18 protein-coding genes and 4 pseudogenes are annotated in these 22,406 nt (G+C 61.8%); 10 read left to right on the top strand and 12 right to left on the bottom strand.

Annotation, left to right across the window (positions count from 1 at the left end; genetic code table 11):
* Positions 1-212 precede the first annotated feature (212 nt).
* Positions 213-485 (top strand): DUF7520 family protein, encoded by a 273-nt coding sequence (locus BN2694_RS15000; RefSeq protein WP_135667051.1) that lies wholly within the window; start codon positions 213-215, stop codon positions 483-485.
* A gap of 37 nt (positions 486-522) precedes the next feature.
* Here the strand turns inward: BN2694_RS15000 and acs are convergent, their stop codons facing one another.
* The 6 genes from acs to BN2694_RS14970 all read right to left on the bottom strand — a co-directional run bounded on the left by acs (position 523) and on the right by BN2694_RS14970 (position 8,600).
* Positions 523-2,538: an acetate--CoA ligase gene (gene acs / locus BN2694_RS14995; protein WP_135667049.1), complete on the bottom strand. Its 2,016-nt coding sequence runs from the start codon at positions 2,536-2,538 to the stop codon at positions 523-525.
* 95 nt (positions 2,539-2,633) lie between these two features.
* Positions 2,634-3,434, bottom strand: coding sequence for a CBS domain-containing protein (locus BN2694_RS14990; protein WP_135667047.1), 801 nt, complete (start codon positions 3,432-3,434; stop codon positions 2,634-2,636).
* A gap of 125 nt (positions 3,435-3,559) precedes the next feature.
* Positions 3,560-5,149 (bottom strand): DHH family phosphoesterase, encoded by a 1,590-nt coding sequence (locus BN2694_RS14985; protein WP_135667045.1) that lies wholly within the window; start codon positions 5,147-5,149, stop codon positions 3,560-3,562.
* 102 nt (positions 5,150-5,251) lie between these two features.
* Positions 5,252-5,680, bottom strand: coding sequence for an HTH-type transcriptional regulator LrpA1 (lrpA1, locus tag BN2694_RS14980; RefSeq protein ID WP_135667043.1), 429 nt, complete (start codon positions 5,678-5,680; stop codon positions 5,252-5,254).
* A gap of 83 nt (positions 5,681-5,763) precedes the next feature.
* Complete coding sequence (locus BN2694_RS14975) at positions 5,764-6,699, bottom strand: thiamine pyrophosphate-dependent enzyme (RefSeq protein WP_135667041.1); 936 nt, start codon at positions 6,697-6,699, stop codon at positions 5,764-5,766.
* Positions 6,700-6,701: 2 nt separating this feature from the next.
* Entirely contained in the window at positions 6,702-8,600 is a 1,899-nt protein-coding gene (locus tag BN2694_RS14970) for a 2-oxoacid:acceptor oxidoreductase subunit alpha (protein WP_135667039.1), read from the bottom strand.
* A gap of 334 nt (positions 8,601-8,934) precedes the next feature.
* On the opposite strand from BN2694_RS14970, the gene BN2694_RS14965 reads away from it, so the two are divergent.
* Together BN2694_RS14965 and BN2694_RS14960 are read left to right on the top strand one after the other, a co-directional pair.
* Positions 8,935-9,972, top strand: a complete 1,038-nt coding sequence (locus BN2694_RS14965; RefSeq protein WP_135667037.1) for a sensor histidine kinase — start codon at positions 8,935-8,937, stop codon at positions 9,970-9,972.
* Between the two features lie 141 nt (positions 9,973-10,113).
* Complete coding sequence (locus BN2694_RS14960) at positions 10,114-10,512, top strand: universal stress protein (protein WP_244605483.1); 399 nt, start codon at positions 10,114-10,116, stop codon at positions 10,510-10,512.
* Between the two features lie 99 nt (positions 10,513-10,611).
* Here the strand turns inward: BN2694_RS14960 and BN2694_RS14955 are convergent, their stop codons facing one another.
* The 3 genes and pseudogenes from BN2694_RS14955 to BN2694_RS18190 form a co-directional block, all read right to left on the bottom strand.
* The gene (locus BN2694_RS14955) at positions 10,612-11,214 is read right to left on the bottom strand and encodes a chemotaxis protein CheC (RefSeq protein WP_135667033.1); all 603 of its coding nucleotides are present in this window, start codon (positions 11,212-11,214) and stop codon (positions 10,612-10,614) included.
* Between the two features lie 81 nt (positions 11,215-11,295).
* Positions 11,296-11,958 carry an O-methyltransferase gene (locus BN2694_RS14950; protein ID WP_135667031.1) on the bottom strand — a complete coding sequence of 221 codons (663 nt, stop codon included), beginning with the start codon at positions 11,956-11,958 and terminating at the stop codon, positions 11,296-11,298.
* A gap of 115 nt (positions 11,959-12,073) precedes the next feature.
* Positions 12,074-13,018, bottom strand: a pseudogene (locus BN2694_RS18190) (mechanosensitive ion channel family protein).
* A 185-nt stretch (positions 13,019-13,203) separates the two neighbouring features.
* Here BN2694_RS18190 and BN2694_RS14940 point away from each other — a divergent pair.
* Complete coding sequence (locus BN2694_RS14940; RefSeq protein ID WP_167880059.1) at positions 13,204-14,487, top strand: outer membrane protein assembly factor BamB family protein; 1,284 nt, start codon at positions 13,204-13,206, stop codon at positions 14,485-14,487.
* Positions 14,484-15,278 (top strand): hypothetical protein, encoded by a 795-nt coding sequence (locus tag BN2694_RS14935; protein ID WP_135667027.1) that lies wholly within the window; start codon positions 14,484-14,486, stop codon positions 15,276-15,278. The genes BN2694_RS14940 and BN2694_RS14935 overlap by 4 nt, the downstream gene beginning before the upstream one ends.
* Positions 15,279-15,304: 26 nt before the next feature.
* On the opposite strand, the gene BN2694_RS14930 is transcribed toward BN2694_RS14935, so the two are convergent.
* Together BN2694_RS14930 and BN2694_RS14925 are read right to left on the bottom strand one after the other, a co-directional pair.
* Positions 15,305-15,883: a thioredoxin family protein gene (locus tag BN2694_RS14930; RefSeq protein ID WP_135667025.1), complete on the bottom strand. Its 579-nt coding sequence runs from the start codon at positions 15,881-15,883 to the stop codon at positions 15,305-15,307.
* An 83-nt stretch (positions 15,884-15,966) separates the two neighbouring features.
* Positions 15,967-16,284 carry a hypothetical protein gene (locus BN2694_RS14925; protein ID WP_135667023.1) on the bottom strand — a complete coding sequence of 106 codons (318 nt, stop codon included), beginning with the start codon at positions 16,282-16,284 and terminating at the stop codon, positions 15,967-15,969.
* A gap of 110 nt (positions 16,285-16,394) precedes the next feature.
* Between BN2694_RS14925 and BN2694_RS14920 the strand changes: the two genes are divergently transcribed.
* From BN2694_RS14920 to BN2694_RS14905, 4 genes and pseudogenes are all read left to right on the top strand, one after another.
* A complete protein-coding gene (locus BN2694_RS14920; RefSeq protein WP_135667021.1) occupies positions 16,395-16,883 on the top strand; it encodes an Lrp/AsnC family transcriptional regulator in 489 nt (162 codons plus the stop codon).
* Complete coding sequence (locus BN2694_RS14915; RefSeq protein ID WP_210409000.1) at positions 16,880-18,025, top strand: pyridoxal phosphate-dependent aminotransferase; 1,146 nt, start codon at positions 16,880-16,882, stop codon at positions 18,023-18,025. The genes BN2694_RS14920 and BN2694_RS14915 overlap by 4 nt, the downstream gene beginning before the upstream one ends.
* Positions 18,026-18,132: 107 nt before the next feature.
* Entirely contained in the window at positions 18,133-20,415 is a 2,283-nt protein-coding gene (locus tag BN2694_RS14910) for a type II/IV secretion system ATPase subunit (RefSeq protein WP_244605482.1), read from the top strand.
* A pseudogene (locus BN2694_RS14905) lies at positions 20,412-20,942 on the top strand (type II secretion system F family protein); the annotation flags it as partial. The gene BN2694_RS14910 and the pseudogene BN2694_RS14905, both read left to right, overlap by 4 nt.
* A gap of 3 nt (positions 20,943-20,945) precedes the next feature.
* Here BN2694_RS14905 and BN2694_RS14900 read toward each other — a convergent pair.
* A pseudogene (locus BN2694_RS14900) lies at positions 20,946-21,860 on the bottom strand (ISH6 family transposase); the annotation flags it as partial.
* On the opposite strand from BN2694_RS14900, the pseudogene BN2694_RS14895 reads away from it, so the two are divergent.
* Positions 21,850-22,406: pseudogene (locus BN2694_RS14895) on the top strand (ISH6 family transposase); the annotation flags it as partial. The pseudogenes BN2694_RS14900 and BN2694_RS14895 overlap by 11 nt on opposite strands.

The following is a 22,406-nucleotide window of genomic DNA, read 5'->3' as shown; positions in this document are numbered from 1 at the left end:
CTTCGATCGTCCGATAGCTCTACCTTCACTCGCTTGTCAGCCGAGACAGTTCTGTTTTCGCCCGTTTGTCAGCCGAGGACGAGCACGAACGCGGCGATCCCCATCATCAGCACGATCGCAACCAGCGCCGCGAGCAGGAGTTCTTTCTCTTCCATACGTGCACTTCGGGTGCGGGATGAAAAGCCTAATCGGCTCCGGCACGAAGAGCAGTCATGTCAGTAACCACCGCCATCCGTGGGCGACGGGTCGTCTTGATCGTCTACCTCGTCGTGGTCACAATCGCGGGACTGATGGGTGCGATCCTCGGTGCGACACGGCCCGATGTCGTCGACCCGGTCCTGTTCGGCGTTTTTCCGTTACCGCCGTCGGTACTTGGCATGGCCGTCTACGGGATGGTGACGGTCGGTCTTGCCATTGGCGTGCTATTGGTCGCCGTCTCCTACGTCGCCACCCGGTTCGACACGCACGAGCCAGGCGGCGAATGACAGTTCCCGACTGACGGCGACCGTCGGTCCGCCCGCGCTACGACCGCGGTGACTCGCCACCGTTCGTCTGGACCTGCTGGCGGATCTGATCGGGGACAGAAGGGTCTCGAAGCGTCGTCGTGTCGCCGAGTTCCTCGCTGTTGGAGATGTTTTCGAGCACGCGGCGCATGATCTTCCCCGAGCGGGTCTTGGGCAGGTCCGAGACGAACAGCACGCGGTCCGGGCGCGCGAAGGCACCGATCTCGTCCTCGACAGACGAAATCACCTGCTGGCGAACGTCCTCGCTCTGTTCGATCCCGTCCCTGAGCACGACGTAGACATCGGGGACGTGGCCGCGCTCGACGTCTTCGCGGGCGACCACGGCGGCCTCGGCGACTGCCTCGACCTCGGCGACGGCACTCTCCAGTTCCATTGTTCCGAGGCGGTGGCCGGCGACGTTCATCACGTCGTCGAGCCGGCCCAGGACTCGATAGTAGCCGTCTTGACCGTGGACGGCTCCATCGCCAGTCTCGTAGACCCAGTCTCGCCAGTCGTCGCTGTCGGTATCCGAGAACCGTTGCCAGTACTCCGCGATGAACCGCTCGTCGTCCCCGTAGACCGTCTGGAGCATCCCCGGCCACGGCCGCTCGATCACGAGGTTACCCGCCCGGCCGGTCGCGGGTTCGATCGGTGTCCCGTCGTCCTCGTAGAGCGCGGGTTCGATTCCGGGACACGGCCGCCCGGCACTCCCCGGCTTCATGTCCGCCAGCGCCGGTAAGTTCGTGATGAGGTGGCCCCCGGTCTCGGTTTGCCACCACGTGTCGACGATCACCGCGTCCCCGTCGCCGACGTGCGTGTAGTACCACTGCCAGGCCTCTGGCTGGATCGGCTCGCCGACCGTCGTGAGGTGCCGGAAGTCGAAGTCGTGGCCGGCGAGGTGTTGCTCGCCCCACTTCATGAACTGCCGGATCGCCGTCGGCGAGGTGTGGAAGATGTCGACGTCGTAGCGTTCGGCGATCTCCCAAAGCCGCGATTTGTCGGGGTAGTCCGGGGTCCCTTCGTACATGACGCTGGTCGTGCCCAGTGCTAACGGCCCATAGACGATGTAGGAGTGGCCGGTGATCCAGCCGATGTCCGCCGCACACCAGTAGGTGTCCGTCGGTTCGATGTCCAGTACGTACTTCGAAGTGCCCGCAGCATAGGCCAGATACCCACCAGTCCGGTGTTGACAGCCTTTGGGTTTGCCCGTCGTCCCCGAGGTGTACATCAGGAACAGGGGGTCCTCGGCCTCACGGGCGACGGGTTCGACGTGAGCGCCGCGCTTCTCGGCGAGGACATCGTCGACGAGGACGTAGGGGTCTTCGCCGGTGAGTTCGACCCCCTCGTGGAGGTCGTCGTGTCGCGACCACAGGAGTGCCGTCTCAACGTCCGTCCTCTCGTCTTCGAGTGCTTCGTCGGCCTTCGCCTTGTGATCGAGCCACTCTCCGCGGCGGTAGTAGCCGTCGATCGTCACGAGCACGTCACTATCAGCGTCCTCGAGACGGTCGGCCAGCGCCTGTGCCGAGAAGCCTGCGAAGACGACCGAGTGGACCGCCCCGATTCGGGCACACGCGAGCATCGTGATCGGCAGGGCTGGGACCATCGGGAGGTGTAGCGTGACCACGTCGTCCTCGGAGACGCCGACCTCTTTGAGGACTGCCGCCATCTCGTTGATTCGCCGGTAGAGATCCTGATAGGTAATCGTCCGTTGGGCTCCGCCCTCGCCCTCCCAGATCAGGGCGGCCTGGTTTTTGCGCTCCTCGAGGTGCCGGTCTACGCAATTGACCGATGCGTTCAACGACCCACCGACGAACCACTCGAAGAAGGGAGGGTCGCTGCCGTCGAACACTTCGTCCCAGTGCTCGTCCCAGGTGAGCAGTTCGCCGTACTCCGTGAATCCCTCGGGGAACCCATCGAAACGCTCGTAGACGCTGGGGTCCGTGACGTTCGCGTCCCCGACGAACGTCGTCGGCGGTCGATAGTACTCTTGGTCTGGCAACCGTGCTTCTAGTCCTAAATCCTCATTTTCGTTCATGTTGGACTCACGGTCCACATGTGTACGCTCACCAACGTGAACGTGCGTAAAGAGGCGAGATTGACAGGTATCGGCTATCAGGCCGCGGCGTCGGGCTACTCGTCCTCTTTGAGACGCTCTGTTGTCTCCACCAGCGGGTGTCTGGCGTAGTCGACGATCGTGATGTCCTCGATCGATTTCAAGTTCTCTTCGATGGCCGTCTTCTCCATCTCGAGTTCGACCGGTTCGTCGACGACGATGACGTACGCCTCCATCTCCTCGATGCCGAGTTCCGAAGCGGCAGTGGTCCGGTGATGACCGTCCGCCAGGAGGAGGTCGCCGGCGTTGTCGATGACGACCAGGGGCTCGGCCAGTCCACGTTCGATCTCGTACATCCGCCCTTCGAGTTCGTCGCCGTAGACTTTCGTCTGGGTCGGCGTGAGGTTCGCGAGGGCGACAACCCGGCGCTCCTGACTGGCGTCAACGCCGTGGACCGCCTCGATGGTCTCCATCAGTTGTTCGACCTTGTCGGGCGTCGCGCGCTCGATCTGGCTCCGCAGGACGTCCGTGTTCGTGATAATTCCGACGAGCGTCCTGTCGTCGTCGACGACCGGCAGGCGCTGGATACCCGACCGGAGGATGACACGGGCAGCGTCGTCGACATCCATCTCCGGGTGCCCGACCATCAGATCGGTGGACATCACGTCCTCGATCGACGATGTCTCCTCGGCGAGCAGGAGGTCGCTCGCGCTCACGAATCCGCGGACTTCTCCGCCGGTACAGACCGGAAAGCCGCTGTGATCGCCGCGTTCCCGGATCCGCCGGGCTACCTCTTCGACTGTGTCCTCGGGGGCGACCGTCGCGACCTCGTGGGTCATGTACTCTTCGACGGTCGGCGAGTCCTCAGCACTGTCCATCGTCGTTGCTCAAGAGGTCTCGGTTGAAAAATCCCACGCCAGCGTCGGAACTCGGGCCCTCCCGTCGTGTCATCCCGGCAAGAGAGTCGTCCCCAACTGTCGTCCGTCAAGCGAGTAATTGCCACTTAGTCCGGTTCGTCATCGCCGATCCAGCGGCCACGCTCGCCCGTGTCTTCGCTGGTCTCGTTGTCCGGATTATCTCTTGATAGCCCGTCGTCGGTGGGGGTGCCAGGGCTCTCCATCGACAAGCTGTTGCTCAGCGAATCGGCGGTGTCAGCCCCGGTCCCGTACGTGCCCAGTGAGATCTGAGAGGGGTGCATCTCGAGGACTTCAAGGAACCGGTCGGTGACGAGTCCATCGACGACTTCCCGGAGGGATTGCTCGCCCTCTTCGACCCACTCCATGACCCCGAGTTTGATCTGAGCGCCGGCCATGTCCGCGTGTCCGCCCGCGCTGCCGACCTGGTCGAAGGCCGCCCGCAGCGCCTCGCCGAGATCGAGATCCGTCCCGCGGGCACGAGCCGAGACGTAGATTGTCCCCTCTTTGATCCCGTAGACGAGCGTCGTCGTGACCGCCTCGAGGTTGAGAAGCCGGTCGGCAGCCTGTGCGAGCGTGTCTCGGTCGGTTATCTGTCCGACCCCGCTCAACAGGACCGACCCGTAACGCTCCCGGCTGACGATCGCCTCCGCGATCGTCTCCAGCGTGGCAGAACTCACGTTCGGGTTCTCGATGCGTTCTAAGGCACCGACGTCGGCGTGAGGCAACAGGAACGCACCCGCTTCGAAGTCGGCGACCGACACTTCACGGCTGAACTCGTCGGTGTCGACCCGGATCCCGAACAGCAACCCGGTCGCGATGTCTTCCGCGGGCTCGATCCCGAGCCGACGGTAATAATCCACCAGCAGCGTACTCGTCGCGCCCACATCGCTTCGGAGGTCCGTGAACCGGGCGGCGACTGGCCCTCGTGGCGGATGGTGATCGATCACGACGTCGATGTCAGTCTCCTCGGGTAGCCCGTCGTTGACTCCGGGTCTGGCGTGATCGACCAGCGCGAACCCGCCGAAGGCAGAGAGGTCTTCTGCGGGCTCGAGTTTCCGGAGGTCGTACTCCAGAAGGTTGACCATCGCCTGGTTCTCCTGGTGGTTGATCGATCCATAGTAACACACCTGCGCGGGACAACCCAGCCGATCGGCGATCCGTTCCAGTGCAAGTGCGCTGGCGATGGCGTCCGGATCCGGGTTGTCGTGGGTCATGATCGCGAGTTCGCCCTCGATGTCCCTCAGGACCGACTGGAGCGCGTGTATCGAGTTCCCACCGGTCCCGACGCGATCGGTCAGGTAGCTCGCCAGCGCCGCGCGCGGATCGACGATTCGATCCGCCAGTTCCCCCAAGGCGGCTCGCGTGTCCGCCGAGGCCTCGGACCCGATGTAAGCGAGCAAGAACGCACTGGGGTAGACCTCGCGGGTGGCCCTCGCTACCGCGAGGTTCCGTGACGGATCCTCGCCCGATACGATCACCGTCTCGACGCCGTCGACGGCTCCGAGTATCTCGGGGTCGCTCGGGTCTCCCTCGATCACCTCGATGGCGGACGTCTCCACCTGACCGTACTCGGCCTCCGCTTCCCGAACCACAACAGTCCGTCCCGGACGCTCGGCCAGCGTGCCGACCAGCGTCTCTCCCAAGGACCCACAGCCCGCCACCAGCCGGGTGTGCATGTCCCGGTGGTCGGATCTACAGTCCCTAAAAACCACTCCTCTGGCCCGTTCGTTGCTCGTGGCTGTTGCTCACGATCGCTCGCGCCTCGATCGTCCGGCTACTCACTTCAGCCGTTCCTGCAGGAACGATGGATGGACGGCTACGACCCCATCAAGGGCTTCGATATCGTCGTTGATGACATCACCCAGCGCGTCCCCATCGGTCGCTCGCACCTCGGCCATGACGGTGTGGTCGCCGCTTGAGGTATACATCGCCTCGATCGCCTCGACCTCCTTGAGGGCGCGGGTCACCTCGACGTAGGCCTCGCTCTCGACGTCGATCCCGACGATAGCGATGCTCTCACCGGGCAGTTTCTTCGGATCGACGTCCGCAGAGTACCCGACGATGACGCCGTCGTCTTCGAGTTGTGTGATGTACTTCCGGACCGTCGGCTTCGAGACGCCCACCCGGTCTGCGATCTCGGCGTAGGATGCCTGGGCGTCGTCCTCGAGGACATCCAGGAGACGCTCGGCCGTCGCTTCAGCGCTCATGAATGTATATTTCGGTTACGTCGAAAAATACCTTCCGAACGTGAAAGCCCTAGCCGCTTCCTGTCGCTCGCGATCGCGACAGCTCAGGTGTGATGTTCGAGTAGATCGTAGCTGCGCTTCCAGTCGGCGTCCTCGTCGAAGTACTTCTCGGCCAGTGGCTCGTCGGGCATCTCGCCGGTGGCTTTCTTCTCTTCCGTGTAGGAGGGGCGGTCCTCGTCGACGTAGAATCGACCGGTGAGGACTTCACCCTCGTAGAGTTTCGACTCGACCTCGTACATCATTTGGGCCGCCTCTTCGCGGTCGGTGATGTCGAAGTCGTAGTCATCGGACTCCTGGACGTCCGTGTATGGGACGTAGGACTTGGCGTCTTTGTTCCAGGTCGGACACTGCGTCAGGAAGTCGACGTGAGCGAACCCGTCGTGTTCGATCGCTTCCGCCAGGATCTCAGCCGCCTGGTTGGGGTTCGTTGCGGCCGTCCGTGCGACGTAGGACGCCCCGGCAGTCAGTCCGAGACTCAGCGGTCGGATCGGATCTTTCGCGGAGCCGTGGGGCTGGGTCTTTGACTTGTGGCCCTTCGGACTGGTCGGGGAGGTCTGGCCTTTCGTTAGCCCGAAGATCTCGTTGTTGAACACGATGTAGGTCATGTCGTGATTCTCACGGGCCGTGTGGATGAAGTGGTTGCCACCGATGCCGTAGCCGTCGCCGTCACCGCCGGCGGCGATCACTTCGAGGTCCGGGTTGGCCAGCTTGGCTGCACGGGCGATCGGGAGCGACCGGCCGTGGATCGAGTGAAAGCCATAGGAGTTGAAGTAGGAGTTGAGCTTGCTCGAACAGCCGATCCCCGTGACTGTCAATACTTCTTCGGGAGTCCGACCGACTTCCGGCATCGCCTGTTTCAGTGCTTTGAGGACACTGAAGTCACCGCAGCCCGGACACCAGGTCGCCTGCGGTTCGATACCGGGTGTAAACTCTTCGCGTTCGATCTCGCGATCATCGCCGATTGCACTGAATGCACTCATGGTTAGTCACCTGCCGCTGGGACGAAGGTAGTCGAATCACCTGGCACGTCGGGTTCCTCGGCGACGATCGCCTCGAAGCCCTCGACGATCTCGGCGGGTTCGAAGGGGTTGCCGTTGTACTTCAGGAGACTCGACAACTTCTCGCCGAATCGACCGAGTTCCTTCTGGGTGAGGCCCTTGAACTGTCCGCTGGCGTTCATCTCGACCACGACGGCCTCCTCGACGCTCTCTAGGAACTCCGTGACTTCGGCTTCGGGGTAGGGCATGAGGTCGCTGACGCCCAGAGCCTTGACTGCCTGGCCGTTCTCGTTGAGCCGGTCGACGGCCTCGAAGACCGTGCCCTGCTGGCTCCCCCAGGTGATGATCCCGTACTGGGCGTCTTCGGGGCCGCGATAGGCCTGGTTCGAGGACTCTTTCTCGTCGAGGTCCTCCCGAATGGAGTCGAGTTTGCCCATCCGCCGGGACATCTGGGCGACCCGGTTGTCCGGGTCCTCGTCGATGTGGCCGTACGAGTTGGTCTCGTTGCCGGAAGTAAGGTGGCGGCCACCCTTCTGGCCGGGGACCGTCCGCGGGCTGACGCCGCTTTCGGCTTCGGCGTCGAACCGCTTGAAAGTACCCGACTCGTGGTGGGCTGCCTCCTTGATCTCCTCCTCGGAGAGAACCTTCCCGGCATCCGGGTCGGGTTCCCTATCGAAGAACTCCACGGGTACCGACCGGAGCTCGCCCTCGATTTTCTGGTCGTAGACGACGATCGCCGGCAGTTGATAGTCGTAGGCGAGTTCAAAGGCAAGTCGGGTCTGTTCGTAGGCCTCCTTGACGCCCGCAGGGGCGAACACGACCCGGTTCGAGTCGCCCTGACTCGTATAGAGGACGTGTTCGAGGTCCCCCTGTTCGGGCTTGGTGGGCATGCCCGTCGACGGGCCAGCACGCATCGCCTCGACGAGGACGATCGGCGTCTCGGTCATCTCGGCGAGACCGAGGGGCTCGGACATCAGTGCGAACCCGCCGCCAGAGGAGCCCGACATCGCCTTGACGCCAGTGTGACTCGCACCCAGCGCCAGCGATGCAGCCGCGATCTCGTCTTCGACCTGCTCGGCGATCCCGCCGAACTCGGACATGTGCTGGGACATGATCGTGAACACTTCTGTCCACGGCGTCATGGGATAGCCGGCGATGAACCGACACCCGGCGTCCAGGGCCCCGTAGGCGATGGCGTTCGAGCCGTTCATCAGGCCTAGTTCGTGCTCGTTCTCGCCGGTCGGTACCTGGAGTTCGTGGGTGTGCTCGAACTCCTCGGCGCGCTCGTAGGCATCGTCGAGGACTTTCAGGTTGTCCTCCTGGATGTCCCCGGACATGTTCTGGGTGATGAGCTCCTTGAAGTACGAAACGTCCATCCCCAGCAACGCGGCGGTAACGCCGACCCCGGCCGTGTTCCGCATGACGTCACGACCGTGTTCGCGCGCAATCTCCCGGAGATTGATCGGATAGACGTGCCAGTTGTTTTCTTCGGCACGTTCCTCTAGGTTCAACTCGGCGACGTCCTCCTCGTCGAACAGCCCAGTGTCGTAGACAATAATGCCGCCCTCGCGGAGTTCGTCTAAGTTCTCTGCGAGTGGCTTGAGTTCCTCGTTGCCATAATAGGCTCCCTCGGAGGGATTGCGTGCGAAACTGTCGCCAAGCGACAGCAGGAAGTTATAGCCGTCTCCGCGCGACGTTACCTCCTCGTCTTTCGCCCGTACTTCTACGTACGTGTGGCCGCCCCGGATGCGGGAGGGGTAGTGTCGATGTGTAAATACATTTAGCCCCGCCCGCATCAGGGCTTTCGCGAAGTTCTGGCTCGTCGAGTCGATCCCGTCACCGGAACCACCCGCGATTCGCCAGATGAGTTCGTTCTCTGTCATTGGATATCAACGGCTCCGTTGGTGCCGTACACAAAGGTGGGACGGGCCGGACAAAAGGGTTTGGCTTGTGTCAATTGTGGAATGATTATGATAGTCCACACGTGGGTATTATCGGCCTGAACCTGACCGATTACGTCCATGACTGGAGATGGTCTTTTCTGCCGTTTTCTGGCTACTGATCCCACTGAATGGCGTCCGGTGGAAAGTGCGATGATGCATCTCGCTGTAACTCCCATCGTCAAACCACCTGGGACCGTTCCGTCAACGCCGTTTGACGATCTACGTATATGTCGGTGCCGCCAGTGTTTTCCCGAAACCGATCGCATTTTCCGCCATGGAATTCGATCTCAGGCGGCTTTTCGCGAGTGCCTCGGTGAGTGCGACCGGCGTGGCCGTCCTTGCGATTGCCGTCGTGGCGTTCTGGGTCGGTCTCCCCTCAATCTACGATCTCGGTTTGGTTGTGTTGGGGGGCCTCGTCGGACTCACACTGGTGATCGCCGGGGGAGTCCTGTTCGTCTTCACGGAACTCCGGACAGATCACGTCCTCCGGGTGGCTGGCTGGAACGCTCTGGGCGTCGTTGTGCTCGGACTCGTCCTGGTGCTGGCCGTCGCCAGCCCGTCGGTGTCCCTCCCTGCGGCCGTCATCGCGAACGTCCTCGGGGTGAGTGCCGTCGCGCACGTTCTCATCGGGGTGACCGACGTTCGCCGGATCAGGGTCGGCGAGTTGGCCCGCGAACGACAGAAGCTCGCCGTCCTCAACCGGCTCGTCCGGCATAATCTCCGTAACGACGCCCAGGTGTTGCTGGGTAACTCGGAAGTTCTCGTCTCGGAACTTGAGGACGACCGCCTCGCATCCATGGCCGACGCCCTCGCCACGAAGGCCACCGCACTGGCGTCGATGAACGAGAAGTTGGGTGATTTCCAGGCTGCGATCGATCACGACCCGGCCGACGAACGTACGGTCGACCTTCAGCAAGTGGTCGCGGACGTCGTCACAGATTGCTCCACGTCCTTCCCCGAGGCGACGATCGAAACCGACCTGGCGGCGGGGATCGCGGTCCGTGCTGACGATAAACTCGCCGACGCGATCCGGGAGGCCGTCGAGAACGCGATCGTCCACGGTGGCGGGAAGGCGCAAGTGACGGCCGACTGCAGAGACGGCCGCGTCGAGATCAGCGTGAGCGACGACGGGCCGGGCATCCCGGACCACGAAATCGCCACGCTTGCCGAGGACACGGAGATCACGCAGCTCGAACACGGGACCGGCGTTGGCCTGTGGGTGCTCCGAACGGTCGTCGACGCCTATGGGGGGACGCTCCGGTTTGACACCGAGGACGGGACGACGGCGACGATCCGCTTGACTGCGGCGTGAGCGGTCACACTGATGGTGCTGGCAGTCTGATCTCCCGTCGGTTGGACTATCTCGCCCATTCCTAATTATTAATAATGCAAAAGTATATGCTCCCACGCGACGTACGTTCTGAGTGGGTACAGAAAGATGGGTCCACATATATTGATCCCAACGGACGGAACAGACCGATCCGCCGAACGCATCGAACGTGCGTTCGATGTCGCCCAGCAACAGGATGCGATAGTCCACGCACTCTACGTTGTCGACACCCAGCGGTACGGCGAACCGGCCCTGAGCAGCGTCGAAGTGCTGATCGATTGTTTCGAGGACGAGGGTCGGGACCACCTTCGCTCGCTCGTCGACGCGGGGGAACGCCGGGGTGTGACCGTCGAAGGGCACTCCCGACACGGCGACCCGGCTGGCGAAATCGTCACGGTGGCCGAGAAACTGGGCGTTGACCTCGTTGTCCCGTTGCTGGTGGACGTGACACCAGCACAACTCCGCCGGCAGGGCCTCGATAGCGAGCGAATCGCAGACGTTAGATCTCCTGCCTCCGCTTGAGACGATCTGCCACTCACATCTCGTTTCAGCTCCCGCGTCGACTCCATGCCGTCAGTTCTGGCAACGATCCCACCTGTCGTCGTCCGACTGTCGGTCGTATCACACCTCGATCGCGCCCATCAGCTCGACGAGTTCCTCTAGTTCTGGAAAGGTATAGACCTTCACGTCGATGTTAGAGTCCAGTGCCTGCACACGGGAGTCGAACATCAGCGCCATTTCGGAGCCCCGATCGCCGACCAGATCGTTGACCATGCCGCTGCCGGGGCCGTAGGTGAACGTCGGCGTCGAGATATCGATCGTCGTGTCGAGGACGTTCGCCCAGCCGTCGATGAACCCCGAGGTCATGATATTGCCGATCTCCTGGATGGCAGAGCGCTCCATGTCGGTGAAACCTTCCTGATCCGGATTGGCTCCGCCCATGTCACCGATCATCCCGCGGGCGAGGTCTTTCGCGCTCTCGCCGTTCAACAGAAAGAGGATGTGCCCGTGCGGTGGCTCCTCTAACTCGATACTGATGCCGATCTGCTTCTCGTCGCCGATATGGGTCTTGATGTCGGGGATGTCGATGAAGTTGATCTTGGTGATCTCCATCTCCGTCTCCATGTCCGTCATCTGGCTGAGGTGATCGGCGACCGTGTTGCCACCCTCTTTGGCCATCTTGTTGAACAACGCGAGCTTCCGGATATCGATCATCAAGCTCATGTGCGGTCGTAGAGTTCTGTTTCAAGCCCGCCCTAATAAGTCATGGACCTGCAGTTCTCATCGACGAGAATGAGATGTCGGTCACTCGACTCGATAGCCGACCGCGACGCCTTCGCCAACAGGTAACAGAGACGCCTCGAAGGCCGGATCCTCGTGGAGCGCCTCGATGACGGCCGCGATCCCTGCCGACATCTCGTCGGCGTCTTCCCGATCGCCCGCCAGCAGACCACGAACAGCGTCAGCGTCGATGGAGCCGCCAGCGATCGCATTATCCGCGACGACGATCCCACCAGGTGCGATCTTCTCGCGGACCGCTTCGAAGGCCTCTCGATAGCGAGTCTTCTCGTTGTCGATCAGTACCGCGTCGAAGGGGCCGTCGTACGCCTCGATGATCTCGATGGCGTCGCCGTGCTCGTAGTGGAACGTCGCTCCGAAGTCTCCCCGGGAGAGATACTTACGAGCGAGGTCGAGTTCCTCGGCGTCGACCTCCGTGAGGACGACTTCACTGTCCGCGGGCAACGCTCGCGCGAACCAGTACGCCGAGTAGCCATACCCCGACCCGAACTCGAAGACGCGGCGTGCATCGACCATGCGGGCGAGCAGGGTGAGCCACCCACCGACCGCGGGACCGACCGTCGGGAACCCCTCCCGTTCGGCATACGCGTCCATCTCCCTGCTGATCTCGTCCGGCTCCGGGCCGACGACTGTGGCGTACTCCTCGATCCACTCCGGTACCGTGGGCATACGTCTTATGGGGTCACACTCGGCAAAACGGCGTCGGTCTCCCCCACGTTCGCCCGGTAGTGCACGCTTCAGTCCCTGTAATCGTCGGCCCGTACGTGTCCTCACGGACCGTGACTCATCGACTCCGGCTGACCGGAAACGCCACCCGGTCGGGGTTGTCGTTGAACCGTTCTAAGATCGCCTCGTACATCGCGTTGCGAGCGCGGGTCCCTCGGCGCGGGTGGACGAGATACCGGAGGCGCAACTCGACCCAGGACTCTGCCTGGCGGACGTTGACCGTCGGTTGTTCGACCACGTCGAGTTCAACCGGCGTCTCGGCGAGTCGATCCCGATAGTTCGCGATCTCCCGGGCCATCTCCGCGCCGAGGTGATCGGTCGCCACGTCGATCATCACCTCGGTCGCGAAGTCGAGATCGGTCTCGTAGGCCACTTGGACGGACAGCTCGTTCCAGACGTACGGGACCCCGTCGCCGTAGAAATTGACGACGTGACTCGAGAGGACGACGCTGTTGGGGACGGTGACGATCCGACCCGAGGGCTGGTTCGTCGAGACGAGGTCGCCGTCGATCTCCTAGACCTCCGTGACGAAGAAGCCGATCGCGGCCACGTCCCCGCGCGTGTCCTCGATGGCGATGCGGTCGCCGACCTGGTAGGGCCGGTTGATCAGGATGTAAAACCAGCCGATCAGCGAGAACAGCGGCTGCTGGAGGGCGAAGGTGACCGCGAAGCCGACGACGCCCAGCGAGACGAGCATCCCGACCCACTGATCGGTCAGTGCGCCAAGTGTCGCGATGGTCGCGACGGCCCCGAAGGAAAGCCGGAGGACGTTCCTGGCGTCGTGACGGCGGCGCTTGTCCTCGGCGTGGGCGGCGACGTATCCGAGGACGAGTCGATAGGCGCCGAGGGCGGCCGCCAGGATCGCAACGACCGCCAACCCCTCGATGAGAAATATCTCTCCGTCTGCCGCCAGCCCCGGCACGTCGATCCGACCGATTGTGACAATGGCGAGGGCGCTGGCGATCGCCAGCGCGAGCAACACGTACGGAAGCCGTCGCGTCATGCCCTCGAACTTGCGGGGCCGACTGAAAACGGTTGTCCTGCACAGTGGGTGGCGGCTTCCTTGGGGCGTTTGAACGCCGTACTGCGACGACCTCCAGTCCCCATCCAGGTACCGTTCGGTCTACGTGTCGCGACGACTAGACACCAATCCGAATGTTCTTTCCATTGGCCTTCTGGACAGGAAGTATGGTCCGCCTCTCCCGTCGAGCCCTCCTTGGTGGCGTCGGGTTGCTGCTCGGTGCAACGTCGGGCTGTCTTGAGATACCTACACGCATGGAATTCAGCCCCGCTGACTGGCCACGTCCACGATCCGACCCAGGGCAGACGAATTACTCGCCGACGGCCGGCCCGGTCGAAGCCGCTGAAGTGGCGTGGTCACGGTCAGCTCTAGTTGATCCCGAGCGGGTACTGCTGCTCGCTGATGGAACGCTATACACCACGATCCTCCCTGATCTCGGCGATGAATGGTCGCTCCACGGTCTCGACGCCGAGACAGGTGAGACGCAGTTTCGTGTGCCACGGGTGGACACCCTATACTCGCTCGCCGAGACGACATCCTACGACAATGGCGTCCTGCTCGGAAACGGACACGGTCTGTATGGTGACGCCGTTCTTGGCATCAATCCCGACGCAAGCCCGGCCTCACGTCGATGGGCAAGCACAGTCCTGACACCGAACTATACGACACTCGATAGCACCGATTATACGGTTATCGACGGAACCTGGTATTTCTGTCACGGCCACGATCCCGCTGAACTCGTCGCTGTCGACGTCGATGACGGGACACAGCGGTGGCACCGAGAATTTGCGTTGGACGCTGTGGAATCCCCGTCAGTGACGGCCGTCGGCAAGCGACTCGTGACGAGCGTCTCCACCGACGAGCGATCGACGATGCACGTTTTCGATCCCGAGGGAGGGCACCTCCGCACAATATCATTGGATCACCGCTGGCAACGGCTCATGGGCACCGACGGAGTCGTCTACGCCGAAGTGGACCCGTCCCCCACACGGCCGACGATGGGAGCGTACGACATCGACGAAGGCGAGCAACTGTGGCAGCGCCAGGTCGCGCCAACGGGATATATCCGACTGCACAGTGCCGTCGGCCCCGATCTCATGCTGGTCGCCAGCAGGGAACGCACCGGTGGTGACGACAGCAGTTTGGCTGGGGGGATCCGTCTGCATGCATTCGATCGCCGGAGTGGAGACCTCCGATGGGAATGGAGTGGTTCACACGACCGGTTCGAGCACCACGGTTCGGCGGCGTCGCTCGCGATCGGTGGTCGGACTGCGTATCTCATCTTCGCCGCCGGAACTGTCGTCGCATTCTCGATAGAAGACGGGTCCGTCCGCTGGCAGACTACTGTCGACGGCTCTGTCTCTGGGTTCGTGAGCCAACCAATAATCGGCGACAGGCGGCTGTATTTCTTCATCCAATATCGGGGCATCTTTGCCCTGGAAGAACCATGACCGATCGATCGTTCGCACTGCACTGGCTGCTCGAATATACCGGACGGTATCTTCGTGAACAGCGAACGTTTGTGATCGCGTTCACGGTGTTGGGACTTGTCCAGGGCCTGCTGTTCGGCGTCATCACGTTTGTCGAGATCCCGCTGATTACGGCCGCATTTCCGAGACAAGGGGCGATCTATCCGATGCTATCGCTCGTGCCGAACGGCCCACTCGTCGCCCATCCCCTCCCAGGGACGTTCGTTGGTCTCCATCCCACGCTGATTGCCGTCTACATCGTGAGCGCTATACTGAAAATCGTGGCTATCACGCTCGCACTCGCCGCGGCAATCTGGCGAAGTACACCCGAGACAGACGGGTGGCTGCCACCTGTCCGTCGACTGCTCTGGCTCGGTGTGTTCGTCGCTGTGGTGACCACCGTATTAATTCCGGGGGTGGTCGGATATGCGCCTGTCTCCGGCTGGTTCGAGCCGATTGCGGTGGTGCTTCTCCTGGCGTATCTCGTCACGCGCCTGTTCGTCGTGCCGGTGACGATCGTCCGGGACGGGCGAAGCCTGCCGTCCGCGATCCGGTGGAGTTGGGCGGTCTGTCGGAGTGTGATCGTGACGATCGCAATCCTCGGTTTCGCGATCCTGCAGTACTGGTTCTCCGGGCTTCCGTGGATCGGCGTGGCTCCCGAGCCGACGAGGCTCATCCTCGCAACCGTGTTCGACACGGCGGTCTTCGGGGCTCCTTACACCGCATTGATGTGTGCGACCTACGATCAGGTCCCGGCTGACTTGCGGGAGTGAGGCAAGCCACGAGCGACGATACCAATTCAGGGCCGGACGCTGCCGTCTTTCCACTTAATGTTACAGCCACGCGAGGGACGGAACTCGCGGGTGATCTCCTCGCCGGCCAGCAGCTCCTCGACGATCTCGCGCATCTCGAAGGTCTCCGGTTCCGCATCGGGACTCATCGCGTCGTCGATGCGGCCGTGGTAGGCCAGGCGAAACTCGCCGTCGACGTTCTCCAGCAGGAACGGGTCGGGCGTACAGACCGCGCCGTAGGTCCGCGCCACGTCCTGAGACTCGTCCTGGAGGTAGGCGTCGTAAGCTATGGTACCGTCTTCGACCAGTTCGACCATCCGCTCGAAGGAATCGTCGGGGTACTCCTCGGCGTCGTTCGAGTTGATCCCCACCACGGCCAGCTCGTCGTACTCGGCGGCCAGTTCGTTCAGCGGGTCGAACTTTGCCTTCGCGTAGGGACAGTGATTGCACGTGAACACTACTAGCACAGCTTCGTGATCGTCGAAGTCCGCCAGTGCGTGGGTTTTGCCGTCGGTCCCGGGAAGCTCGAAGGCCGGCGCGACCTCGTCGCGTTCGATGGCCTCGCGTTCGGAATCGAGTGCGGTCATACCGTCGTCCTGTACTCGCTGTGGGCACATAGACGTTGACCCGGAGGCAACCCGTCCCACAGGTTGCTCGCGGCGATGCTCGATCAGTCGGCGAGTCGCTCCGAAAACGTCCGGTCGAACTGTTCGGCGGCGGCGAGTACGTCGCTGTCCCCGTTGACGGCGTATCGAATCTGGCCGTCGTCTCCATCGTCGGTCGCTTCGAAGACGCCAACGTCGACGAGGTCAGAGATCGTTTCGTCGAGGTAGAGTCGTTTCAGCGTCACGTCGGTCATTCCGGCGAGTTCCGACCGCGTGACGGTCTCCTCGGGATCCAGTTCGACCGCGGCGTCGATGAGCGCCGCTGCAGCCTCACTCGTGGCGACGAAGTTCCACCCGGATCGGTGTCCGTCCTGTCGTTGCATCGCAGGCATATAGGGAACTAACGGTCTTAAACGTGCTCTTCACAGACGAACACGGTCCTGGCGACCGACAGGTAGCAAACCTTATTGTCCGCGCTCGCCCGGCGACGTGTATGGACAGTCGCGACGAACTCCTGGCGCTGCTCCGAGAGAACGCCCGCTACTCGACGGCCGAACTGGCTCGCTTGGCCGACATGGACGAGGAGAGTGTCAAAGAGGCGATCGCCGCACTCGAGGCGGATGGTGCGTTGCGGGGCTACCAGGCTGTCGTCGACTGGAGCGAACTTGATCGTGAGCGTGTCCGCGCGATGGTCGAACTCAACGTCACGCTCGACCGCGAGACCAGCTACGGCGACATCGCCGATCGGATCGTGAAGTTCCCCGAAGTCCAAGCCTTGCGGCTGGTCAGCGGTGACTACGACTTCGCTATGGAAGTCGAGGGCGACTCGATGAGTGAAGTGTCGTGGTTCATCAGCGAGAAGGTCGCCCCCATCCCCGAGATCACCCAGACTGTCACTCACTACGTGATGGACTCCTACAAGGAGAACGGCATCGAGTTCGGGGACGGCGACGAGGACGACCGGCTCTCCGTGTCACCATGACCATCGAGCCATCAGAGCGCGCACGGACCGTTCCACCGTCGGGTATTCGGCGGTTCTTCGAACTCGCCGAGCAACAGGAGGACATCATCTCGCTGGGCGTCGGTGAACCTGACTTCTCTGCGCCCTGGAGCGCGCGGGAGGCTGCCATCGCTTCCCTGGAACAGGGCAAGACTTCCTACACCGCCAACCGGGGCAAACTGGAACTGCGTGAGGCGATATCGACCCACGTCGCCGACCGTCACGATCTCGGATACGAGCCCGACGAGGAGATCCTGGTCACGACGGGCGTCAGCGAAGCGGTCGACCTGGCGTTGCGAGCGATCGTCGACCCCGGCGACACCGTCGCTGTGGCGCAGCCGGCGTACATCTCCTACGTCCCAGGGGCGATCTTCGCCGGCGGTGACCCACTCCCCGTGGTGACGCGCCGAGAAGACGATTTCACGCTCACGCCCGAGGTACTGGCCGAGAGCGGGGCGGACGAGGCCGACGTGCTCGTGATGAACTACCCTAACAATCCCACGGGGGCGACCATGACCCGGGCGGAACTTGAGCCGGTCGCCGACTTCGTCCGCGAGCACGATCTGACCGTTCTCAGCGACGAGGTCTACGCCCAGTTGAGCTACGAACACGACCACACGTCGATCGCGACGCTGCCCGGCATGCGCGAGCGGACGATCGTCTTCAACGGCTTCTCGAAGGCCTACGCGATGACCGGTCTCAGACTTGGCTACGCCCTCGGCCCGTCTACCGTGATCGCGGCGATGAATCGCATCCACCAGTATACGATGCTTTCGGCGCCGACCACACCACAGTACGCGGCTATCGAGGCCTTGGAAAGTTGTGACGACGAGGTGACCGAAATGCGCAACCAGTTCAACCGCCGCCGACGGTTTGTCCTCTCGCGCTTCGAGGAAATGGGAATCGACTGCTTCACGGCCAGTGGTGCCTTCTATGCGTTCCCCGAAGCGCCGTGGGACGATAGCGAAGCCTTTGCCGAGGCGCTCTTAGAGGAGGAAGGCGTCGCCGTCGTTCCGGGGACTGTCTTCGGCGAGGGCGGTGCAGGCCATCTCAGAGTTTCCTATGCGACGGGTCTTGACGAATTGAAAGAGGCTATGGCACGGATCGAGTCGTTCCTCTCCTGATCGCCTTCGCCGGGTGTGTCCGTTCTTGGATCGCCTCGATTAGTGTGTCCAAACATTCACGGCGTCTTACGTAACCTTTTTTCGTATGAGTGAGAGAAGCACTACTTATGGCAATCGAAGACACGGGCGGGGGGGATACTGAGTCGGCAGGAGCGCGGCTCATTGCACGTTTCCGTGACGGTGATGAGTCAGACCAGGACGGAGACGAGGACGGAATCGTGGGATACAAACGGACAGGACAATCGGGAGATGAAGACCAGAAGCAGGTATTCGACGATGTTGAATCACTGTTAGCCCAGGGGACCGAGCAGGCGAATACGCTGGACGACGTCGTCGAAACCCGTACCGTCAACGTCAACGAGGAACTCGACGAGGACGAGTTCTTCTCGACGGTCGAGGGCCACACGACGCTCGTCAACCGGTACGACCTCGAAAAGACGGTCCCGATCGAGAAGAAACGCCACTTCGAGGAGGTCGAACGCTACTGGGTCAACAAGCCCTACGCGTGTGTCGTCGTTTTCCACTCACAGAAGGAAAACGAGCGCAAGTACTACGCGATCGAGCCCGTGCTGACCGAAATCGAGGCGGAACTCAAGGATTTCCTCGAGAAAAAACTCAAAACCACTATCAAGTATTCCGAAGAGGACGTAAGCGTCGCCGACGGGGAGGCGAGCCGGAGCGCGGTAATCGAACGGGAGGCCGAGAAGCTCCTCCATCGCTACGACATCTACGATCAGCCGGTGGCCGTGGAGTCGGATTCGGGCGGCCTGCTCAGTGGTCTCCTTGGGAACGGATCGGAGCCAGACGTCGAGGACGGCGTAGCTGGGGACCGACTCGACGGCATTGGGGCGCGGCCCGAACCGGCGATTCTCGAAAGTGATCCAAATACGCTGACTGAGTATCAGGTCGAAAAACTGCTGTACCTGCTAAAGCGAGACTACATCGGCTACGCGAAGATCGACCCGATCAAACACGACATCAACGTCGAGGACATCTCCTGTGACGGATACAACTCCCGGGTGTTCGTCTACCACACGGAGTACGAGAATATCATCACGAACGTCGAACACGGCGAGACCGACCTCGACGATTTCGTCGTGAAACTCGCCCAGCGCTCGGGCAAGGGTATCAGCAAACGCCAGCCCCAGGTCGACACGACTCTGCCGGACGGCTCGCGTGCCCAGCTCACTCTCGGACGAGAGGTCTCCGATCACGGGACCAACTACACCATCCGGCAGTTCAAAGACGTCCCGTTCACGCCCATCGACCTCATCAACTGGAACACCTTCAGCTTGGACGAGATGGCGTTCCTCTGGCTATGCATCGAGAACAACAAGTCGATGATCTTCGCCGGCGGGACGGCCTCGGGGAAGACGACTTCGCTGAACGCCGTCTCGCTTTTCATTCCGTCCAATACCAAGATCGTCTCCATCGAGGACACCCGCGAGGTCGAACTCCCACAGCGTAACTGGGTCGCAAGCGTCACCCGCCCCTCCTTCGGTGAGGACGAGATCGGCGACATCGACGAGTTCGACTTACTGGAGGCTGCACTCCGCCAGCGGCCGGACTACATCGTCATGGGTGAGGTCCGTGGCGAGGAAGGGCGTGACCTCTTCCAGGTCATGTCGACGGGTCACACCGGGTACTCGACGTTCCACGCCGACACGGTCGGCGAAGTCATCAAGCGTTTCACGACCGACCCGATCAACGTCTCAAAGACCCTGTTCACGGCGCTTGACCTGGTTTCGATCCAGACCCAGACGCGGGTCCAGGGCAACAAGGCCCGCCGGAACAAGACGCTGACCGAGATCAACGAGTACTCCCCGGAGAACGACGAGATCAACGTCAGGGACGTCTATCAGTGGCAGGCCGAGTCCGACGAGTTCCTCCAGATGGGTTCCTCCAGTACCCTAGAGGAGATCAAGTTCGACCGCGGGTGGGACCAGGACCGCCTCGACGAGGAACTGTTCATGCGGAAAGTCGTCCTGTCGTACCTCATCGAGAACGGTCTGAAGACCTACACTGAGGTTGCCGCGACCCTGCAGGCGTTCATCAACGATCCCGAAACGATCATCACGTTGATCGCCAACGACACGCTCGATCGGAGTCTCGAAGACCTCCGGGAGATGGAATCCGTTCAGATCGAGGTCGATCCGGCCAAAGAGGAGATGGTTCCCCGACCGGATCCATCGCCGGAGCTACTCGAGCAGGCCGAGGGGGTGTTGGACAACGCCGGGCCGCTGTTCGATCGCTACGAGAATCGCGAGCAGACTGACATCGTGAGTGCCCTCACACACATGGAGTCCGAAGAAAACTCCGGTGAGAACGAGGGCTTTGACTTCGGACAGTTCGTGCCGAAAGCAGGGTCTGAAAGCACGACCGAAGAATGAGCTTAGAACAACGACGCGTCGGGGGTCCGATGGGCGAATCCGGTGGACTCGCCGATCGATTCTACCCGCTGTACCGGCGACTGTTCGACGAGGACGGGGATTTCGTCGCCAACGTCGAGTCAAAGCTCGCCGAGGCACGGATGTCGGACAACGTCGAGATGTTTCTCTCGCGGGCGCTCGCCGTCGGCGTGATATCCGGGACTGCGCTGTGGTTGCTCGGCACCCTGCTCGGGTATCTCCTGTTTGCGACACTGTTCGCGGGGCAGGCGCCGTCGTTCATCGGGCTGAACCTCCCGGAGAACGTGCTCGCGATCGTTCAGATGTTGAAACTGCCGTTCCTGACGCTGGTCACGGGGACTATACTTGGTGGGATCGGGTTCGCCGTCGGGTTCGGCTCACTGGTCTCGATGCCGTACTTCCGGGCCAGCGCCCGCGAACGGGAGATCAACGTCATGCTCTCGGATGCGGTCTCGTTCATGTACGCGCTGTCGGTCGGTGGCCTCAATCAATTGGTCGCGTCGCAAAGCGATCTAGAGTTTGCCTCTGGTGCTCTCAATTGAGAGGTCACAGCTCATTGCTGTTTTGGTCGATCGCTGGAGCAGTTCGTCAAGGAACGACTGGTAGTACTCTGGATCGGCGTACTTCACCAGCCGAAGCTGGAGTATCGCCTCTAATCCCTCCGTTGTCCAGCGCATCCACTGGTTCTTGCAGCGCTTGCTGACTTCTCCCATCAGCCGTTCGACGGGGTTCGAGGTCCACGGCACCTCGAACCCCTCGACAGCCTGCTCGGCAAACGTCACAATCGACGGCAGCCACCGCCGTAGATACCCCGCAGCCTTCTCTGACCCGTACTGATCCAACTGCCACGCTGTCTTCTCGATACGCTCGGTCGTTCGCGCGATCCGCTCGCGGATCGCCGCGAACTCCTCGTCTGAACGGTGCTTGGCGACCGAATTTTTCAGATGGAACACCTCATCGATCACCTCCGAGACGATCTCGTTCCGTCGATCCAAGGAGAACACGCCATCGTCCCAGAGGTTGTAGTCCAGCGTTCGGCCGACGTGGACAAGATCGAGTTGGTGATCGCTGTATTCGTCGGTAAAGGCCGTAACGATGCCGTCATCAGCGTCACTGACGACTGTCGCGTCGTCAGTGACTGCGTCGATCTCATTGAGGTCAGCTGCTGTCTCGTCCCAATCAGCGTTCACCGAAAGATCCAGCAAGGAGCGTGACTCCTCTGCAGTATCTTCGCCGAGCGTGGCTTGGACGGAGTGGTACGAACGGTCGTCGTCTTGACTGTGACACTTCGTGCCGTCAGGAATAACCGCATCAGCGTCTGTATCAGCGACACAGTCGGGAAGGAACTGCTTGAGCTTACTGCCGTACTTTCTCGCGCGGCGGTTGATAGTGGTCGGCGACGGCATCTCCGAGAGGATGCCGTCGCCGACCACTATCAACCGCCGCGCGAGAAAGTACGGCAGTAAGCTCAAGCAGTTCCTTCCCGACTGTGTCGCTGATACAGACGCTGATGCGGTTATTCCTGACGGCACGAAGTGTCACAGTCAAGACGACGACCGTTCGTACCACTCCGTCCAAGCCACGCTCGGCGAAGATACTGCAGAGGAGTCACGCTCCTTGCTGGATCTTTCGGTGAACGCTGATTGGGACGAGACAGCAGCTGACCTCAATGAGATCGACGCAGTCACTGACGACGCGACAGTCGTCAGTGACGCTGATGACGGCATCGTTACGGCCTTTACCGACGAATACAGCGATCACCAACTCGATCTTGTCCACGTCGGCCGAACGCTGGACTACAACCTCTGGGACGATGGCGTGTTCTCCTTGGATCGACGGAACGAGATCGTCTCGGAGGTGATCGATGAGGTGTTCCATCTGAAAAATTCGGTCGCCAAGCACCGTTCAGACGAGGAGTTCGCGGCGATCCGCGAGCGGATCGCCGCGAACTCCTCGTCTGAACGGTGCTTGGC

The organism is Halorhabdus rudnickae (genome assembly GCF_900880625.1).
Lineage (GTDB): Archaea > Halobacteriota > Halobacteria > Halobacteriales > Haloarculaceae > Halorhabdus > Halorhabdus rudnickae.
Note: the sequence above shows the minus strand (reverse complement) of the source record. Positions and strands in the feature narration are given on the sequence as shown.

Bases quoted from the DNA above. Each gene is read 5' to 3' on its own strand.
- BN2694_RS15000 (WP_135667051.1), top strand. From the start codon at position 213: ATGTCAGTAACCACCGCCATCCGTGGGCGACGGGTCGTCTTGATCGTC.
- acs (WP_135667049.1), bottom strand. From the start codon at position 2,538: ATGAACGAAAATGAGGATTTAGGACTAGAAGCACGGTTGCCAGACCAA.
- BN2694_RS14990 (WP_135667047.1), bottom strand. From the start codon at position 3,434: ATGGACAGTGCTGAGGACTCGCCGACCGTCGAAGAGTACATGACCCAC.
- BN2694_RS14985 (WP_135667045.1), bottom strand. From the start codon at position 5,149: ATGCACACCCGGCTGGTGGCGGGCTGTGGGTCCTTGGGAGAGACGCTG.
- lrpA1 (WP_135667043.1), bottom strand. From the start codon at position 5,680: ATGAGCGCTGAAGCGACGGCCGAGCGTCTCCTGGATGTCCTCGAGGAC.
- BN2694_RS14975 (WP_135667041.1), bottom strand. From the start codon at position 6,699: ATGAGTGCATTCAGTGCAATCGGCGATGATCGCGAGATCGAACGCGAA.
- BN2694_RS14970 (WP_135667039.1), bottom strand. From the start codon at position 8,600: ATGACAGAGAACGAACTCATCTGGCGAATCGCGGGTGGTTCCGGTGAC.
- BN2694_RS14965 (WP_135667037.1), top strand. From the start codon at position 8,935: ATGGAATTCGATCTCAGGCGGCTTTTCGCGAGTGCCTCGGTGAGTGCG.
- BN2694_RS14955 (WP_135667033.1), bottom strand. From the start codon at position 11,214: ATGAGCTTGATGATCGATATCCGGAAGCTCGCGTTGTTCAACAAGATG.
- BN2694_RS14950 (WP_135667031.1), bottom strand. From the start codon at position 11,958: ATGCCCACGGTACCGGAGTGGATCGAGGAGTACGCCACAGTCGTCGGC.
- BN2694_RS14940 (WP_167880059.1), top strand. From the start codon at position 13,204: ATGGTCCGCCTCTCCCGTCGAGCCCTCCTTGGTGGCGTCGGGTTGCTG.
- BN2694_RS14935 (WP_135667027.1), top strand. From the start codon at position 14,484: ATGACCGATCGATCGTTCGCACTGCACTGGCTGCTCGAATATACCGGA.
- BN2694_RS14930 (WP_135667025.1), bottom strand. From the start codon at position 15,883: ATGACCGCACTCGATTCCGAACGCGAGGCCATCGAACGCGACGAGGTC.
- BN2694_RS14925 (WP_135667023.1), bottom strand. From the start codon at position 16,284: ATGCAACGACAGGACGGACACCGATCCGGGTGGAACTTCGTCGCCACG.
- BN2694_RS14920 (WP_135667021.1), top strand. From the start codon at position 16,395: ATGGACAGTCGCGACGAACTCCTGGCGCTGCTCCGAGAGAACGCCCGC.
- BN2694_RS14915 (WP_210409000.1), top strand. From the start codon at position 16,880: ATGACCATCGAGCCATCAGAGCGCGCACGGACCGTTCCACCGTCGGGT.
- BN2694_RS14910 (WP_244605482.1), top strand. From the start codon at position 18,133: ATGGCAATCGAAGACACGGGCGGGGGGGATACTGAGTCGGCAGGAGCG.